Source organism: Vibrio ostreicida (genome assembly GCF_013074385.2).
Taxonomy (GTDB): domain Bacteria; phylum Pseudomonadota; class Gammaproteobacteria; order Enterobacterales; family Vibrionaceae; genus Vibrio; species Vibrio ostreicida.
Genome location: NZ_JABEYA020000008.1, coordinates 24,044 through 41,853, shown reverse-complemented (window position 1 = coordinate 41,853; position 17,810 = coordinate 24,044). Strand labels below are relative to the sequence as shown.

The window sequence follows — 17,810 nt, the reverse complement described above, 5'->3', positions numbered from 1 at the left end:
ATTTCTCTTCCTTGAAGCAATATCATTGATTTAATCTGAAGATGCTGCAATACACGCTTTCTTACTCGGATTATCTTTAATTTCTTTGCTGGTTTTAGCCTTGGTTTTACTGAATCGATTCGATAAGTATATCTGGAGGGATGTCTGCTCATCTTGATAGCTTTGATTCTCACAAATAATACCGCGCTCGACTAACAATTGAATCAGCTTTTCATCATCAGGAGGAGTGCTAGCAAGCGTCGCACTTGCCAAAAGTGTCATCAGGCAGATCGCAAGTCTCATTTTTTACTTCATCGAATGTTAATGCTTCGATACAAAATATAACTAACTGTTATCAAATGCAATGCATAGTTTTTAGTCGATTAGATCTTGCTTCATGGTTCAACAAATAAAGTAAACACTGAGGAAATGAAAATAACATGAATGTCATTTCTTTCCTTTATAGTGAGTGATGAAAACTCGTTCTACAATTGATGATGAAATAATTTAAACTAAGAATAAAAGTCTAACGTTTATGATTTTCCGAACTATTGTTTTGTATTTTATTATATTTCTAATGATGGGTTTATAAATGATAAAATTAAAGTTTACAGTAATAGTTCGACGGTATGTTGATTAAAACATCACATCAAAATTCAAGACTCTATGAATAAGAGATAATTGCTGGCGATTACCGTTCCTCAGTCATTATTGTCTAACCAAAGTGAATCAATACTTAAACTCGACCGGTGCCATTCTTGTCACGCTTGTGGTCTTAGTATCAGCATGGATCAGTAGACAAATTCTTACGCCTTCTTTGTTCGGTAACCCACTTTCATGAGTGGTGAAATTGCAGACACGACCTCAAATTTGTTGATCGAAATCAATACGCACTTAAGTCAGCTGGGTGTACTTTAATCCATATATTGTGCTACCTGATATATTTTCAACTACATAATGTGTTTTTGGCTGGTGTAGGTCCATATTGAAATCAAAAAGGGGATAAAGTGAAACCAATCGTCAAAGGTGATGGCCGGCAAGCACTGTTTTGCAGTGATAGTGATCACAAGCGAGATATCGCTCGTGAAGATTTCAGTGAGTTGAACAGAGCGATCCAAGGGTTGTTTGAAGAGAGCAATGTTGAACTTATCCAAGAGAATGCAAACAAAGATGGGCGAGTGATCCCTACTCAGCGCGATCTCCTTGCTGGGACTGTTTCCAAACACTACGCTAAGCGCCATATGCTGCCAAGTGACATCGTTGAAGCACATGAGAATGGTGAAATTCATTACCATGATTTAGATTACTCTCCATTCTTCCCGATGTTCAACTGCATGATTGTCGATCTAGAGAACATGTTGACTCATGGTTTCAGGATAGGTAACGCGGAGATTGATACACCGAAGTCAATACAAACGGCAACCGCGGTGACCGCCCAAATCGTAGCGCAAGTCGCTAGCCACACCTACGGTGGCACAACATTAAACCGTTTGGATGAGGCACTCGCGCCTTATGTCACGGTAAGTCATGAAAAACACCTAGCTAGGGCAAAGGAGTGGGATGTACCAAATCCTGAGGCGTATGCACGTAAACTTATCGAAAAGGAAGTCCACGATGCATTCCAATCCCTCGAGTACGAGATTAACACGCTATTCTCAAGTAATGGCCAGACTCCTTTCTTAAGTGTTAACTTTGGTCTCGGTACAAGTTGGGAATCTAAACTCATTCAGAAGTCTATTTTTATCAATAGAATTCGGGGATTGGGTAAACACCACAAGACAGCGGTTTTCCCTAAGTTGCTATTTACTCTCAAAGATGGCGTTAACCTTAAGAAAGACGATCCAAACTACGACATCAAGGAACTCGCCCTTGAATGTGCCTCGAAACGCATGTATCCAGACATTCTTAACTACGATAAAGTTGTAGAAGTCACAGGCTCGTTTAAGGCGCCTATGGGTTGTCGTAGCTTTTTAGGTCGTTACACCGATGAGGATGGCCATGACGTTCATGAAGGACGCAGCAACCTGGGCGTCGTGAGCCTTAACTTGCCGCGTATTGCTATTGAGGCAGAGGGTGATGAGGCGACGTTTTACGAAATCTTGGAAGAGCGTACTGAGCTTGTTCGCCGTGCACTAGAGACACGTATTGAGCGACTTCGTGGTGTGAAAGCTCGTGTGGCACCGATTCTCTATACAGAAGGCGCCCTAGGTATTCGCCTGAACCCAGATGATGACGCGCTAGAGCTCTTCAAAAATGGCCGAGCGTCAGTCTCGATGGGCTACATAGGTATTCACGAGACTATCAACGCACTCTATGCTAAAGGTGAGCACATTTTCGATAATGAATGTCTGCGCCAGAAAGCGATTGAGATCGTTAGGTTCCTGAAAAGCAAAGTCGATGGCTGGAAAGAGCAAAGTGGTTGGGGCTACAGCTTGTACAGCACGCCTTCTGAAAACTTGTGTACACGATTCTGCTCACTAGATACCAAAGCGTTTGGTGTGCTGGATGGGATTACGGACAAAGGTTATTACACGAACAGCTTCCACCTTGATGTGCAAAAGAACGTGAATCCCTACGACAAGATCGATTTCGAGATGCCATATCCTGAGCTAGCAAGTGGTGGCTTCATCTGTTATGGCGAGTTCCCCAATATGCAACGCAATATTGAAGCGCTAGAGAATGTATGGGACTACAGCTACGACCGAGTTCCTTACTACGGCACTAACACTCCCATTGATGAGTGCTATGAGTGTGGCTTTAAGGGTGAGTTTGAGTGTTTGAGCAAAGGTTTCACGTGTCCGAAATGTGGCAGCCATGATCCTAAAAAGGTCTCTGTTACACGACGTGTTTGTGGATATTTGGGGTCTCCTGACGCACGGCCATTTAACGCTGGTAAGCAAGAAGAAGTCATTCGGCGTGTGAAACACCTGTAGAGACTAATGAACTACCATAAATATCAGCACGTTGACGTTGTAAATGGTGAGGGTACACGTTGCACTCTGTTTGTTGCAGGGTGCGAACACCATTGCCGAGGCTGCTACAACAAGTCAACGCTAAATCCTAACTCAGGGCATCCATTTACCCAAGCAATGGAAGACCAGATAATTGCAGACCTCAAGAGTACCCGCATTAAGAGGCGAGGATTATCACTTTCTGGCGGCGACCCGCTTCACCCTGCAAATATTGCGAGCATATATAAACTTGTGGTTAGAGTGAAAGAGGCGTGCCCTGAAAAAGACATTTGGATGTGGACTGGTTATACCCTGACAGAACTGAACCCAGCTCAACGTCAGATTCTGGAGTTAATCGATGTGCTAATTGACGGGAAATTTGTTGAGGCCTTGTATGATCCGTCGTTGAAATGGCGAGGAAGCACTAACCAAACAATACACAGAATTGGGCGTTCTGACACATGGCTATCGACGATCGACACCGTGGTAAAAGTGTGAACGAAATGAAGGTTTATCCTGCAATATCTTTGAAGGTTAAAATATTATTTTTGCATAGTTCGATTAAATGATAAGTTATACGCTGTTACTTGGATTTCAAAGGGTTATGACTTTCATGCTTTCTCATTTACCAACACCAACACTCGATCCTATTCTTTCTCTTTCAGTGGCTTATCGAAATGATGAGCGCACGGACAAAGTTGACTTGGGCATCGGTGTGTATAAAAACAGCGCAGGCGAGACGCCTGTGATGAAGGCGATCGCAAAGGCGCAAGATATTGTTGTTAGCACTCAGAAGACGAAAGCTTACGTGGGCTTAGCAGGGTGTGAGGCGTTTAACCAAAGTATGGTTGACCTTCTTCTTTCAGGTACCTCTGCGATGGATAGAGTCGCGGCTATCCAGACTCCAGGGGCAAGTGGTGCCCTTCGTATGTTAGGGGATTTAATCAAGATAGCCCAACCCGAAACACGGATATGGATCTCTAATCCGAGTTATGTAAATCATCGTCCGGTGATGGAAGCTGCGGGCCTTAAGGTACAGCAATACAGCTACTTTAACCCTGAAAGCAAACAGGTTGATACTGCACGCATGTTGGATGAACTCTCTCATGCAGGGCCTCAGGACGTTGTCCTACTTCATGGCTGTTGTCACAACCCCACTGGAGCCGATATCGACTTTTCAGCGTGGCAGGAGATTACGGCTCTTGCGCAAAAAAATGGCTTCACGCCTTTTGTCGATATTGCCTATCAGGGGTTTGGCGATGGTTTGGAGGAAGATGCCAAGGGCTTGCGCTACATGGCTGACAACATTGATGAAATGTTGATCACAACGTCTTGTTCGAAGAACTTTGGCTTGTATCGTGAGCGAACAGGCGCCGCGATTGTTGTGGGGAAATCCCTCCATGATGTCAGTAATGCCAAAGGAAAATTACTGACGCTAGCCCGTGCCACTTATACCATGCCGCCAGATCATGGTGCGGCGTTGGTTCGTACTGTTTTGCAAGATAAAACACTCACTGAGATTTGGAAACAAGAGCTGCAAGAAATGCAACAGCGCTTGGTTAATCTTCGCCGTGCCCTGTGCAACGAGTTTCGAGATACCCACAAAACTTCATATTTCGATTTCATTGAAAGCCACAAAGGTATGTTTACTGTGCTAGGCTTTACGCAGGACCAAATGATGCAACTCCGTGAACAATATGGCATTTATGGTGTTGGAGATGGTCGGATTAATATCGCGGGCTTAACTGAAAAAGACATTCCACTGGTTGCCAATGCAATAATGAAGGTGTCTTAATCCTGCGTTCAGGCCCACTCTGGGTGGGCCTGATTTGAACCCGCTATGTTTTGGCAAAATATTAGGTGAACGCATGAAAAAAACATGGAAACGGCTCCTTCCAGTGTTGTTATGTGGTGGATTGATAGCATGTACAACAACTGACCCAAAACCGAATAAGCCACCGCAAAAAAACACTAAAGCGCATAACCAATCTAAGCCAAGTCCACCGCCAAAACCTGAATCGATCCCCACCGAACAGACCACCAAACCCAAAATGAAGAAAACACCGGATGGTAAGCTGGTATTAGGTGAGCAGGAGTGGGTGTATATTCCAGGCCTCGATCAAAGTTTTATGGCCCGTATTGATACAGGGGCGACTACCTCTTCAATCAGTGTGGTCGAAATCGTTGAGTTTGAACGCGATGGCAAGGACTGGATTAAATTTCAGATAGAACATGACGGGGCGAAAAGTAAGGAAATTGCCCTGCCCGTCGCGCGCTGGGTTAAGATCCGTCAATCAAGTACAAATGAAGCGCAGAGACGTGCGGTGGTGGAAGCTTGGATTCAGATTGGTGATTTAAAAGAAAAGACGGAGTTTACTCTCGCAGATCGAACACACCTTTCCTTCCCGTTATTGCTTGGGCGCAGTTTCTTTAGGGACGTGGCGATTGTTGATGTCAGTAGAAAGTGGGTGCAGGACAAACACAAGTAAAGCACCACAACACGATACCTTTGATAAAAAAAGCGGTTTTTTGAGCGTTGCAGCAGAACCAAGTTGCACATTCAGTTAGTCTTAAGCGGTTTTCTTGTATTTTTCGGCCGCGGGGTGCTGACCTGTTTAAAGAGGTCATGCCCCCAAAGCACGCAAGTCGAGTTTAAGGAGCTCAGATGAAGCATTTGTCAATGGCTGTTGTTATCCGGCAGGGTAAAGTTCTGATTCAGGAACGAGATAGGGGTCTTCAGGGGCGGGTGGTAGAGTTTCCTGGTGGGTATGTCGAGTATGATGAATCTGGAACCGATGCTGCACTAAGAGTTCTTTTCGAAGAGACGGGCTTGAATGACGTCTCACATGTTGCGACTTACAGTGATATTAATGAATTCGGTGGCCGGATTTATTATGTGCTTTTGCGTCAAATTACAGCAGATGAACCCATCGCTTCCGATGTTTCTCGTCAGCAAACCTTTCACTGGTATCAGCCAGATCAAATTCCCTCAGAAAAATTCCATGCGGCAGATTGCCGATTTATTCGTGACCAGCTTGTGACACATGTGCAAAGAGATTTGCATCAAATGGCGTAATTGGAACAGGCCAGTTTTATCCAAACTGGCCGACGTATATTCCTTTTAGATGATGTTAAATTTACCCTTCATGATTGCCCAATGTCCTGGGAAAGAGCAGAAAAAGCTATAGCTTCCGCCCGCTTTCATTTTTTCGGTACTAAAGGTAATCGAGGTGCTTTCGCCGCCGCCAATAATCTTAGTGAAGGCGTAGACCCTAGGATCATTCGCTTTGAGGTAGCTGTTGTCTATCCCAGCGGTCATCCCCTCGGTCGCGACGGACTGCACATTGGGGGTATCGGTTATGACGACATTGTGACCCATCGTTGATGCCGCGAGCTTGCCGGTATGGTTGAGTGTCAGCGTGACTTCTTTACAGCTTGATGGCACGCTGATCTGGTCGGTTGAAAATTTCATCATATCCGTTGCATCAAGGGACACTGAACAATCGCTGTTGGCTTGAGCACCGAAACTGGCGAGTGCAATCAGGCCTGAGATCATAGATAATCTTGGGTTTATCATACTGCTTTTCCTTACTGTATTTATTGAGAGCTATTCTCACATACGTAAAAAATGAAACTATGATCACCTTCACTAAGTTCTCGATTTCCAAACGAATACAGGTCACATATTTTGATAATTTGGGCCTCCGCCGCCTTCAGGTGGTCGCCAAGTAATGTTTTGTGAAGGATCTTTGATATCACAGGTTTTACAGTGCAGGCAATTGGCGGCATTGATCTGTAATTTGGGTTCGTCATTGTGAGTGACAATTTCGTATACGCCTGCGGGACAATAGCGTTGGCTTGGCTCATCAAACAGTGGAAGATGGTTTTTAATGGGGATAGTGTAGCTCGCCACAATAAGGTGACAAGGCTGGTTTTCCTCATGTTGCGTGCCTGACAGAAACAGAGACGAAGGTTTGTCGAAGCTTAATTGCCCATCAGGCTTAGGATAGACAATGGGACGACATTGTGAGGTTTCCAATAATGACAAATGGTCAGCTTTCAAGTCCGCAATCTTCCAAGGTGCATGAGATCGAAACATCGACTGCCAAACATTTTGTTCTAAAGTGGTTAACGCGCCGCCCAGTAAAGGGCCGTATTTGTGTATTGAGGAGGAAAAATTTCTCGATTGCTTGAGCTCGTCGTAAAGCCAAGATTGTTCAAATAGAGATTGATAGTCGGCTTCGGTTTGTTTGAGGTTTTCGCTGAGTTCGCTGAAAATGGCGTGTGCAGCCAGTAAACCAGACTTCATCGCCGTATGGCTGCCCTTAATCTTACCTGAATTCAGTGTGCCGGCATCACAACCGATCAATAGGCCTCCAGGAAACTGTTGTTTGGGCAAAGAATCTAATCCCCCCTTAGTCAGCGCTCTGGCCCCATAAGAAATGCGCTCACCCCCAATGAGGTAGCGGCTAAAAGCAGGGTGGTGTTTAAGACGCTGGAATTCGTCAAAAGGGCTCAGGTAAGGGTTGGAGTAGTTGAGATCTGTGATGAGGCCAACCACGACTTGATGGTTGTCTAAATGATAAAGGAAGCTACCACCACTTGAATCACTGTCATTTAAAGGCCAGCCTGCTCCGTGCAACACCTTTCCGGATTGATAAAAGGCATGATCGTCGGGTAATTGCCAGATTTCCTTGATACCGAGCGCGTAATGCTGCGGCTGTCGTTTGTGATCAAGATTAAATCTTTGAATCAGCTCCTTACCCAGATGGCCGCGCGCACCTTCAGAAAAGATTGTGTATTTAGCGTTGAGTTCGATACCGGCCTCAAAAGATGATTTATGCTGATTGTGTTTGTCGATGCCCATGTCTGATGTGGTGATCCCTGTTACTGCGCCAGATGCATCATAGTTGACACTTGCAGCAGCAAACCCAGGATACACTTCAACGCCCAATTCTTCAGCCCTTTGACCCAACCATCGACATAAACTGGCCAAGCTAATAACATGATTATGGTTGTTATTGTGCATTGATTTTGGTGTCAGGATGTTGGGGATCTTCACCGAACGGCGGTCAGATGAAAGATACATAAACTCATCGGTGCTGACGGGGTTATTGACGGGGGCACCGAGTTCTTTCCAATCGGGGAAAAGTTCGCTCAATGCAGTGGTTTCAAATACGGCGCCGGAGAGAATATGTGCACCAACCTCAGATCCTTTTTCCACGACACAGATAGAAAGAGGGATTTGTTTGCTTTCGCTAAGCTGGGCAAGCTTGATTGCACAAGATAATCCAGCAGGCCCTGCACCGACTACAACAACATCAAATTCCATACATTCTCTTTCCATGGTGTAAACCTGCCTTTCCAATTGATGAATATTGATTAATATAGTCTAGTTGACGTAAACGTAAACTTTACTAAGCTGAAAAGAGGCAAAAATCCGATAAAAATTGTATTTAATGTGATGTTAAGCCGTAATATTTAACAATATTGAACAACAAAAGACATGAATGCTCAATTTGTTACCGTCGTAGGAATGCTTTAGTGCCAAGGAGGATATGTGAAAGTCATAGTAGCCATAAAGCGAGTGATAGACCCCTATGTCAAAGTGAGGGTGAAACATGATGGCAGCGGTGTTGAAACCAACAACGTGAAAATGTCGATGAACCCATTTTGTGAAATTGCGGTAGAAGAAGCCGTTCGCATGAAGGAATCGGGTCACGCCAATGAGGTGATTGCGGTGTCCATCGGCGATGCGAGTTGTCAGGAAAACTTGAGAGGTGCCTTAGCGTTAGGCGCTGACAAAGCGATTCATATTAAGACCTCAGAAATACCTGAGCCTTTGGCAGTCGCAAAGCTGTTAACTGCCCTATGGAGTAAGGAGCAACCAGGCTTAGTTTTGCTCGGGAAGCAATCGATCGACAGCGACAACAATCAGGTTGCGCAGATGCTGGCCGCATTGACGGGTAGGCCACAGGGAACGTTTGCCTCAATTATTGAGCTGGAGGGAGAGCAAGTTCTTGTCACGAGAGAAGTCGATGGCGGTTTAGAAACCTTAGCCCTCGAATTACCCGCCATCGTCAGTACCGATCTACGGCTCAATGAACCAAGATATGCCTCTCTACCCAATATTATGAAAGCGAAAAAGAAACCTCTTGAAGTATTGGAGCCCGAAGATCTGGGGATTGATGTTGTTTTCTCTCAACAAATCTTGGAAGTCATGGCCCCTGCAGAGCGATCAGGTGGAGAAATGCTCAGCAGCGTGAGTGAATTAGTCGAAACACTGAAAAGTCAGGCTGAGATAGGGTGAGGAGAAGTGAGATGAATACAAAAACTTTGGTGGTTGTTGAACATGACAATGAGCGTCTTAACGCCGATACGCTGAAAACCCTGTCCGCGGCTTCTTTTTTAAGTGGTCAGGTCACCGCTTTGGTGTTTGGCTGTGGTTGCCTATCGGTGGCTAACGCTGTATCCAAACTCACTTCAGTCAATGAGGTGTTGGTGGCTGACAGTGAGCATTATCAGGCACATCTTGCTGAAAATACGGCCTTGTTAGTCAAACAAGCGGGGGAGGGATTTACCCATATTTTGGCACCGGCAACGACCTTTGGTAAGAACTTAATGCCGAGAGTCGCGGCGCTGCTTGATGTGGGCCAATTGTCGGACGTGATTAAAATTGAGTCTGACGATACGGTGGTTAGGCCGATTTATGCAGGCAATGCTTTGGCTCGCGTCAAATCGACCGATCGGGTTAAGGTGATGACGATTCGTAGTTCAGCATTTGACGCACCTGAGTCATCGACCTCTACGGATGCCGAGATACAAACTCTAGAGATACAGATAAGTAATGAGTTATCTCGTTTAGTTTCTCGGCAGCAGACTCAAAGTGAGCGCCCAGAGTTAGCAGCGGCGAAAGTCGTTGTGTCGGGTGGCCGCGGTCTAGGCAGCAAAGAAAATTTTGCCATGGTTGAACAACTGGCGGATAAACTGGGTGGAGCGATCGGTGCCTCACGAGCCGCCGTTGATGCTGGCTTTGTGCCCAATGACCTTCAAGTCGGTCAGACGGGCAAGATTGTGGCCCCAGACCTTTACATCGCTATTGGGATTTCGGGCGCTATTCAACACTTGGCTGGCATGAAAGACTCCAAGGTGATCGTGGCGATCAATAGTGACCCAGAGGCACCGATTTTTCAAATTGCGGACTATGGATTAGTTGGCGATTTGTTTGAGATCCTCCCCGAATTGACAGACGCTCTTTAGGCCCTTAACAAGCGCCTGCTAAAAGTGCAGGCGTTTTAGTAAGTAAAATGCTCACAAGTCTCCTACAATCATTTACTAAGAGGAGGCTCTATGGCCGTACATTTAGATATAACTACCTTGTCTATTATCTGCGTCTTATTGTCGATGTGTTATTGCATCGGCTTGGTGCTGATTCAGAAACTTCAGCCTACAGTGAACGGCATCAGTACGATTGCTTTTTTTCTGTTGTTGCTGTCCACCAGCTTTATTTTGCTCAGCTTTGGCAATCACATCAGCCACTGGGTGTCAAAAATCCTCGCCAACTCTATTATGGTGTTTAGTTACATCGTGTTGTTGCTTGGTGTCTGCCAGTTTAGAGGCTTTGACAAAAGGCTGGCGAATTGTGGCTTCTACAGCTTTCCGATTGTGGTGATTGGTCTGACGTATTTCACCTTGTTTGTACCCTCGACCAACGCACGGGTCATTTTAATGTCGACTTTCGTGTCTGCTTTGTGTTTTTTGGCGATGTTAGCGAACCGGAAAGGAAAAAGCGCTGACATTTCTCCCTCTAAATTTCTTTTGTCGGCAGGACTGGCGACCCAAGGTATTTATAGCTTGTTCCGCTTCTTCTGGACGTTGTTCGAAACCAGAATAGACGACTTCATGATGTCTGGCACCGTGCATCAGCTAGCATTCATTACGACTTTGCTCATGGTCATTTTTATTGGCTTCTCGGTGACATGGATGCTGACTGGGCGGCTGGTGGCGACCATCTACGATACCTCAATAAAAGATGAGTTAACCCAGCTCTATAACCGCAGAGCGCTCGAAGAGTTATTGCCTAAAGAGATGGCGAGATCGATCAGACACAACCAGCCGTTGTCTGTGGTGCTTTTGGATATCGATCATTTCAAGAAAGTGAATGATACTTATGGGCACCAAGCAGGAGATAGAGTGCTAAGAACAACAGGAAAACTATTGATACTTCAAACCCGTAGAGATGACCTAAGTTTTCGTTATGGAGGTGAAGAATTTCTAATCATATTACCCAATACTGATCAGGCCGCCGCCGTTACGGTGGCAGAAAAACTCAGAGAAGCGATTATGAAGGCCAAACTTTTGCCCAGTAACGAAGAGGAATGCACGGCCAGTTTTGGGGTCACACAGTTCACTGGAGCAGAAAATTGGAAAGCGGCTATAGAGCGGGCCGATAAGGCGCTCTATAGCGCGAAACAAAATGGTCGCAACCAAGTTGTTTTTAGTCAACAAAGCCCAGGGCCTGTTGAACCACAAGCCTAAGCTGTGGCTTTTTCCAAATGTTCTACCAACACTTTAGTGAAACGCGCGGCTTCACCGCCTGTACAAGCACGATGATCAAATGTCACCGAAATGGGCATCGCCTTCACCGCGACGGCTTTATTGTTTCGAAGCACGACTTTCTCAATAATGCGCCCAGCACCGACGATCGCCACTTGCGGCGGAGACACGACCGGTGTCGCATAAATGCCAGCAATTGCCCCAAAGTTAGATAAAGTGATTGTTGCATGCTGGAGCTGTTCTCGGCCTATCTTTCGATCACGAATCCCTTTCACTGTGTCATTGAGCCAACCGCGAATATCGTTCGTTTTCACTTCGTTTGCGTTTCTTAACACGGGCACGTATAACCCATGACTGCTGTCCACGGCAATACCAATATTGACGGTGTTGTGGACGCAACGTGTCATGGTTTCTGCGTCGAACCAAGCGTTTAAGGCGGGCTCTTGCTCACACGCGTTAACCACCGCTCGAACGAGACGACCCGAAATGTCTTCGCCTTTTTGCCATTTTTCTAAAACGGCTTCCTCAGTGATGGTCACCGACGCGACATTATGGTGAGATTCGGTCATGGTTCCGACCATGGTGCGGCGAGCGCCTTTTAGAACTTCCGTCCCTGGTTTTTGCTTGCCGGCCTCGTCATAGATGTCTGCGTCGGTAATCATTCCACCATGACCACTTCCTTTGACATGAATTAAATCGACACCGAGCTTTTTGGCGAGTAAACGAGCGGATGGCATCGCAGTCAGTGGGGCGTCGCTGGGGCCATTGTGCGAGGAACCAATCCAGAAATCATCAACATCGACCTTATGGGTATGGCTGGATACATTTCCGACCACTGTTGCTGCGTCTTTTTGTCTTTCCTTGGATGCGTTCGCTGACGCGCCCGATTCTTCAATTTCAAGTAATAAGCTGCCGATACTGACGACATCGCCTTCTTCACCATGACGGCTGACAATTTTTCCGCTGTACGGTGCTGGAACGTCAACGACCGCTTTTGCTGTCTCAACGGTTAATATCACTTGGTCGAGTTCAACGATGTCGCCCAAATTGACATGCCATTGCACAATTTCAGATTCGGCCAGTCCTTCCCCGAGATCAGGCAGTAAAAATGATTTCATTTCCAACCCTCCACAAGCTCTTTTGCTGCAATAACAATGTCTTCTTCCTGAATCATAAAATAGTCTTCATTTCGGTAATACGGCATAATGGTATCCATTCCTGTTACGCGTTTTGGTGGCGCTTTTAATGTACACATCGAATTTTCAGCGGTTCTGGCGATGATTTCTGCACCCACGCCGCAGGTTTTACTCGCTTCATGAACGACCAGTAATCGACCCGTTTTATCCAGAGACTTCAAAATGGTGTCCATATCGATAGGTTTAATACTGGCTAAGTCAATGACTTCTGCCTCAATTCCTTGTTGAGACAAGGTTTGTGCCGCCTGTAATGACTCGACCACACACGCGCCCCAAGTGACCAACGTGAGGTCACGGCCTTTGCGTAAAGTGAAGCAGCAATCGAGAGGCAGGGCTTCTCCGTTATCCACGACGTTCGATTTTACGGTGCGATAGATGCGCTTCGGTTCAAAGAACATCACGGGATCATTACTTCGAATCGCGGCGAGCAGAAGGCCGTAGGCACGTTGAGGCGATGATGGAATCACCACGCGAAAGCCTGGGATATGAGCGAACATGGCTTCGATGCTTTCCGAATGATGCTCTGGGGCGTGAATGCCGCCACCAAAAGGGGCGCGGAAAACGGCCGGACAGGTGAGACGTCCTCGGGTGCGGTTACGTATTCGCGCTGCATGGCACATCAAATGCTCTAACGCGGGGAAAACAAACCCTTGGAATTGAAATTCAGCGACAGGTCTCATGCCTTGGCTCGCCATACCAACACTGACACCACCAATCAAAGCTTCAGCAAGTGGCGTATCCATGACACGTTTGAGACCAAACTTTTCCTTCAGGCCAACAGTGGCACGAAACACACCGCCATTGTCCCCAACATCTTCACCTAACACGACCACTTGAGAATCTTTGGTCATCTCATGATGCAAAGCGAGGTTAACCGCTTCAACCAAGGTTATTTCAGCCATGCTTGCCTCCCTGCATTCGTATCGCTTTGTTGATGAGCTCATCACGTTGTTTGTTCAGTTCAGTGACTGGGGATTCGTATAAATAGTCGAACGCCGATTCTGGCGCTTGTGGCGGCAGGTTGAGGTATCTTTCTACCGCTTTTTCAACTTCCTGCTTGCTTTCTACTAACAGGGCCTGCTCTTGTTCGTCTGACCACAACCCTTGCTGCATCAGATATTTTTTCAATCTGAGTATCGGTTCATACTGCCAGGCTTGGTTGAGTTCATCGGCACTGCGGTAACGGCTGGCGTCATCCGCTGTGGTGTGATCACTAAGACGATAGCTGATCGCTTCTATCAGTGTTGCTCCTTTACCTTTGCGCGCGCGGTCAAGCGACTTTGATACTGTGTCATACATAGCGATGACATCATTACCGTCAACGGTAATACCGGGTATCCCAGAACCATTGGCTTTTTCAGAGAGAAAGTCGGCGGCACATTGCAGTGAACGAGGGACGGAAATCGCCCACTGATTATTGTTGACGACAAACACCAACGGGATGTTCCAGGCTCCTGCACAGTTAATCGATTCTAGGAAATCGCCTTTAGAGGTCGCCCCGTCTCCACAAGTGACTAAAGCGGCATGGTGATCCCCCTGAATTTTGAGAGCAGCGGCGACCCCGACGGCGTGGGTACATTGGGTGGCGATCGGAACACAGAAAGGCAAATCCTTGCTTGGAACTGGGCTCTCTTCTGATCTGAAGTCACTGCCGCGTTCATCTCCGCCCCAATACTGAAGGTTTTTTTCCATACCAATTCCACGAACCCACATCGCTGGCATGTCACGATAATAGGGGACAAAGACATCTTGAACACGTAAGGCGTGTCCGATGGCAATACCAAAGGCTTCTGCTCCGAGGTGCGAGGGATAAGTACCAAGTTTTCCTGTCCTTTGCAGAGCGACAGCTTTATTGTCGTAGGTACGCGCGATAACCATATCACAGTAGAACTTTGTCAGAGTTTCGGGATCAGCCCACTCTGGGAGTTCACTAACAACTTCTCCATGATGGTCGATAAACCGTTTCATGGGTAATGCCTGAACGTTCATTTCAAGCTCCTTGTTTAGCTGCCTGATTGGGCAGCATTGAGAAAAAGATCATCCGGTCTACATCGATACTTGCTGCGTTATGATGAATGCTTCTGAGTAATATAGAATTCTGAGAATTTAAGTGTCAGCACTTTTTACCACTATCAAATGCCATCTAAGCAGTGATGAATCTCGATGTATCCGTTAACTTAAGTGTAACCAAAATGTTAAATATCGCATGAATTCGTCCCCTGCTGTGGAGTAAAGTAAATCTTACAAACGTTAAAAAACAGACGAAAACACTAGTTCTTTTCCTAGTAAGTGGGGAAACCTGAAAACATTCACTACTGAATTGATGAATTTTGTAAGAATATTATCTCGATTTTTTTGTATTGATTTTATGAAAAGCGCGCAATTTACATAAAATTAAGCATTAAAGTTATAATGATATGTATGTTATTTGTTGGTTTGTGCAGCGAGATAGCTGTTTTTTGGTGAGAGAGGGAACGGGTTTATGTTATTGACGGTATTAAGAGAAGTTAGGGTGTAGCCCCTCTTGGATATTGCCCGTTGCTAAGGGGTATTGGCAAGACAGCGCAATGCATTCAAATGTGAATAGATAAATTTGTCATTTATGCATAATATTAGAGACGTTTATGCATCTAGAATAACAATAATCCATAGTGAGTTGGCTGGCATCTGAGAAATGTTAAGGCGCGAAAAATACTTTTCGCGAAGGTTTCACTATGAAAATTGCATCAAAAATTGTGTTGGCATCTACGCTGCTGTGTAGTGTTGCGGTGGTTTTAGCAGGGATGTTTGTCGGTTGGAAAGCGTCTCAACTGTCCGAGGAGGCGTTATTTCAACGCGCGACCAATCAGTTGACTTCAGTCAGAGAGATTAAAAAGAGCGAAATTGAGCAATATTTTCAACAGATAAGAGGACAGATTGTAACGGCGGCTCACTCAATTGGTATTGAAGACGCGATGTTGGCTTTTAGTGATGCGTTTCAAGAGTATCCGGTGGGTGCCGTAGGTGAGGAGGACGTCTCTCGCCTGTCGAATTACTATCGGTCTAGTTTTGGGGAAACTTACAGGGCATCAAATGGTGGCCTGTCAGCAAATGCGTTGCAGCGCTTAGATAAATTATCATTGAAAGGCAAAGCGTTGCAGGCCCGTTATATTGGTGTAAACCCCAACCCGCTCGGCGAGAAGCACCAGCTGATGAGAGATACGCTTGACACATCGTATGATCTCGTTCACGCCAAATATCATCCGAGTATTAAAGGCTTCTTAGAAGAGTTTGGTTACTACGACATCTTTCTGGTGGATACCCAAGGGAATGTGGTTTATTCCGTGTTCAAAGAACTCGATTATGCCACTAATTTGCGGTCAGGCCCTTACGCTGGTAGTGGTCTTGCCAGCGCGTATAAACAAGCATTGAACTTAGAGGGGGGAGAATACCACCTAGAAGATTTTTCACCCTACTACCCATCCTATGAAGCGGCAGCTTCGTTCATTGCTACGCCGATCACCTCAAATGGTCAACTCTCAGGTGTCCTGATTTTTCAAATGCCAGTTGACGAAATCAAAAGTATTATGACGTTTGGTGAAGATTGGCAATATGCGGGTCTCGGTGAAAGTGGAGAAACTTACCTTGTCGGGAGCGACAATCTGCTGCGCAGTGAACCGAGACTTTTGATTGAAAACTCAGACGTTTATTACTCGGTACTTGAGGCATCTGGAGTGGAGCAATCTTTGCTTACTCAGATTCAAGGTAAGTCCTCAGCCATGGGTCGACAGCGTTTAGATAATCAGTCAATTCGATCGGCTTTTCAGGGAGAAAGTGGTGCGCTGGTGATAAAGGGTTATCGTGGGGTAGACGTTTTATCCGTCTTCGCACCTTTGGATGCTGCAGGTTTGGAATGGGTGATCATTACCGAAATGAATAAAGGAGAAGCGTTAGCCGATGTCGATAGGTTGGTTCAATCTAATATTGTCACCGTGTTGATGTGTATCGCCTTTGGCGTTATTGGTTCGGCACTGGTCTCCTATTTTTTGGGGCGCAGTATTTCTCATCCGATTGTATCAGCCTGCAAAAAAATTGAGTGCATTAGCCAAGAAAATGATTTGAGAGCGCGCTTAAATGTGGAAGGGAATGATGAAATGAGTGATTTGGCGAGATCTTTGAATGGTCTTTTTGTTCAATTGCAAACCATCATTCAAAAATTTGCTGAGGCCACTGACGGTTTAAATCGCAATACACAAAGTATGGCCGGTAACATGAACAGTACACGCGATTCAGTGAACGACCAAAATCATAGGACGGAGTCTGTTGCAACGGCGGTTAATGAAATGAGTGCCTCCATCGCTGAGGTTGCTCAGTTTGCCAGCCGAGCGGCAGAGTTTGTAAAAAACGCGAACGATACAGGAAGTGAAGGGGTGAAAGTTGGGCGTCATTTAGGGAGCGAAATTGCCCAGTTGAATGAAGAAATGAAAACGGCGGTTGATGCGATTGGTCGATTACACAATGAGAGTAATTCCATTGCAGAAGTGTTAGACGTGATTCAGGGAATTGCAGAGCAAACCAATTTATTGGCCCTCAACGCGGCAATCGAAGCCGCTCGGGCGGGAGAACAAGGAAGGGGTTTTGCCGTCGTGGCTGATGAAGTCCGTTCGCTCGCGGGGCGCACTCAGTCGTCTACCGAGGAAATTCGCAACAAGATAGAGGCACTACAAAGAGAAACGAGCAGTGTGTCAAACAGCATTGAAAATGCCAATCGCACGGTTTCACAAGGGGTGGACACTTGCGATAAAAATACCGCGATGCTCGAACAAATTGTCACAATGCTGGGCGATTTGAATGAGATGAATATTCAAATCGCAGCGGCCACGGAAGAACAGAAAGCGGTAACAGATGAAATCAGTGGTAGCATAACGTCAATTGCCGACGCTTCTTCAGCGGTGTCAGCTCAAGTTAGTGATGCGGACCAAGTGTTACAAGATCTCTCCTCACAGTCTGAGCATCTCAATGGTGAAGTCTCCCAGTTCAAATACTAGGGCGTTCGACGATGAGGTTCGAGCCACGTTATGTCTTCATCAGGCGTGGAGGTGATACTTTAAGTTTGTTCACCGTTGCCATACACTGATCTCAATCACAA

At 46.0% G+C, this 17,810-nt stretch carries 14 protein-coding genes and 1 pseudogene; 9 read left to right on the top strand and 6 right to left on the bottom strand.

Going from position 1 to position 17,810, the window contains the following annotated elements; translation table 11 throughout:
• Positions 1-30: 30 nt before the first annotated feature.
• Entirely contained in the window at positions 31-282 is a 252-nt protein-coding gene (locus HLM86_RS12565) for a hypothetical protein (RefSeq protein ID WP_076590331.1), read from the bottom strand.
• 761 nt (positions 283-1,043) lie between these two features.
• Between HLM86_RS12565 and nrdD the strand changes: the two are divergent.
• The 5 genes and pseudogenes from nrdD to HLM86_RS12540 form a co-directional block, all read left to right on the top strand.
• Positions 1,044-2,912: pseudogene (nrdD, locus tag HLM86_RS12560) on the top strand (anaerobic ribonucleoside-triphosphate reductase); the annotation flags it as partial.
• 6 nt (positions 2,913-2,918) lie between these two features.
• Positions 2,919-3,428 (top strand): anaerobic ribonucleoside-triphosphate reductase-activating protein, encoded by a 510-nt coding sequence (gene nrdG / locus HLM86_RS12555; RefSeq protein ID WP_076590332.1) that lies wholly within the window; start codon positions 2,919-2,921, stop codon positions 3,426-3,428.
• Positions 3,429-3,543: 115 nt separating this feature from the next.
• Positions 3,544-4,725 carry an amino acid aminotransferase gene (locus tag HLM86_RS12550; RefSeq protein ID WP_170883018.1) on the top strand — a complete coding sequence of 394 codons (1,182 nt, stop codon included), beginning with the start codon at positions 3,544-3,546 and terminating at the stop codon, positions 4,723-4,725.
• 73 nt (positions 4,726-4,798) lie between these two features.
• Positions 4,799-5,419, top strand: coding sequence for an ATP-dependent zinc protease family protein (locus tag HLM86_RS12545; protein WP_076590333.1), 621 nt, complete (start codon positions 4,799-4,801; stop codon positions 5,417-5,419).
• A gap of 176 nt (positions 5,420-5,595) precedes the next feature.
• Entirely contained in the window at positions 5,596-6,006 is a 411-nt protein-coding gene (locus HLM86_RS12540) for an NUDIX hydrolase (RefSeq protein ID WP_076590334.1), read from the top strand.
• A gap of 45 nt (positions 6,007-6,051) precedes the next feature.
• On the opposite strand, the gene azu is transcribed toward HLM86_RS12540, so the two are convergent.
• Positions 6,052-6,486, bottom strand: a complete 435-nt coding sequence (azu, locus tag HLM86_RS12535) for an azurin (protein WP_170883083.1) — start codon at positions 6,484-6,486, stop codon at positions 6,052-6,054.
• 123 nt (positions 6,487-6,609) lie between these two features.
• On the bottom strand, positions 6,610-8,298 hold the full coding sequence (locus HLM86_RS12530; RefSeq protein ID WP_342745410.1) for an electron transfer flavoprotein-ubiquinone oxidoreductase: 1,689 nt from the start codon (positions 8,296-8,298) through the stop codon (positions 6,610-6,612).
• Between the two features lie 192 nt (positions 8,299-8,490).
• Between HLM86_RS12530 and HLM86_RS12525 the strand changes: the two genes are divergently transcribed.
• The 3 genes from HLM86_RS12525 (at position 8,491) to HLM86_RS12515 (ending at position 11,468) form a co-directional block, all read left to right on the top strand.
• On the top strand, positions 8,491-9,240 hold the full coding sequence (locus tag HLM86_RS12525; RefSeq protein ID WP_076590337.1) for an electron transfer flavoprotein subunit beta/FixA family protein: 750 nt from the start codon (positions 8,491-8,493) through the stop codon (positions 9,238-9,240).
• 11 nt (positions 9,241-9,251) lie between these two features.
• Complete coding sequence (locus HLM86_RS12520) at positions 9,252-10,190, top strand: electron transfer flavoprotein subunit alpha/FixB family protein (protein WP_076590338.1); 939 nt, start codon at positions 9,252-9,254, stop codon at positions 10,188-10,190.
• Positions 10,191-10,280: 90 nt separating this feature from the next.
• A complete protein-coding gene (locus HLM86_RS12515) occupies positions 10,281-11,468 on the top strand; it encodes a GGDEF domain-containing protein (RefSeq protein WP_076590339.1) in 1,188 nt (395 codons plus the stop codon).
• Here HLM86_RS12515 and HLM86_RS12510 read toward each other — a convergent pair.
• From HLM86_RS12510 to pdhA, 3 genes are read right to left on the bottom strand one after another with little or no spacing between them, the layout of a single operon-like run.
• Positions 11,465-12,604 carry a dihydrolipoamide acetyltransferase family protein gene (locus tag HLM86_RS12510; protein ID WP_076590340.1) on the bottom strand — a complete coding sequence of 380 codons (1,140 nt, stop codon included), beginning with the start codon at positions 12,602-12,604 and terminating at the stop codon, positions 11,465-11,467. The two genes, HLM86_RS12515 and HLM86_RS12510, sit on opposite strands and share 4 nt — an antisense overlap.
• Positions 12,601-13,584, bottom strand: coding sequence for an alpha-ketoacid dehydrogenase subunit beta (locus HLM86_RS12505; RefSeq protein WP_076590341.1), 984 nt, complete (start codon positions 13,582-13,584; stop codon positions 12,601-12,603). Before HLM86_RS12505 ends, HLM86_RS12510 begins: the two co-directional genes overlap by 4 nt.
• A complete protein-coding gene (pdhA, locus tag HLM86_RS12500) occupies positions 13,577-14,671 on the bottom strand; it encodes a pyruvate dehydrogenase (acetyl-transferring) E1 component subunit alpha (RefSeq protein ID WP_076590342.1) in 1,095 nt (364 codons plus the stop codon). Before pdhA ends, HLM86_RS12505 begins: the two co-directional genes overlap by 8 nt.
• 725 nt (positions 14,672-15,396) lie before the next feature.
• On the opposite strand from pdhA, the gene HLM86_RS12495 reads away from it, so the two are divergent.
• Positions 15,397-17,709, top strand: a complete 2,313-nt coding sequence (locus HLM86_RS12495; protein WP_170883016.1) for a methyl-accepting chemotaxis protein — start codon at positions 15,397-15,399, stop codon at positions 17,707-17,709.
• Positions 17,710-17,810 lie beyond the last annotated feature (101 nt).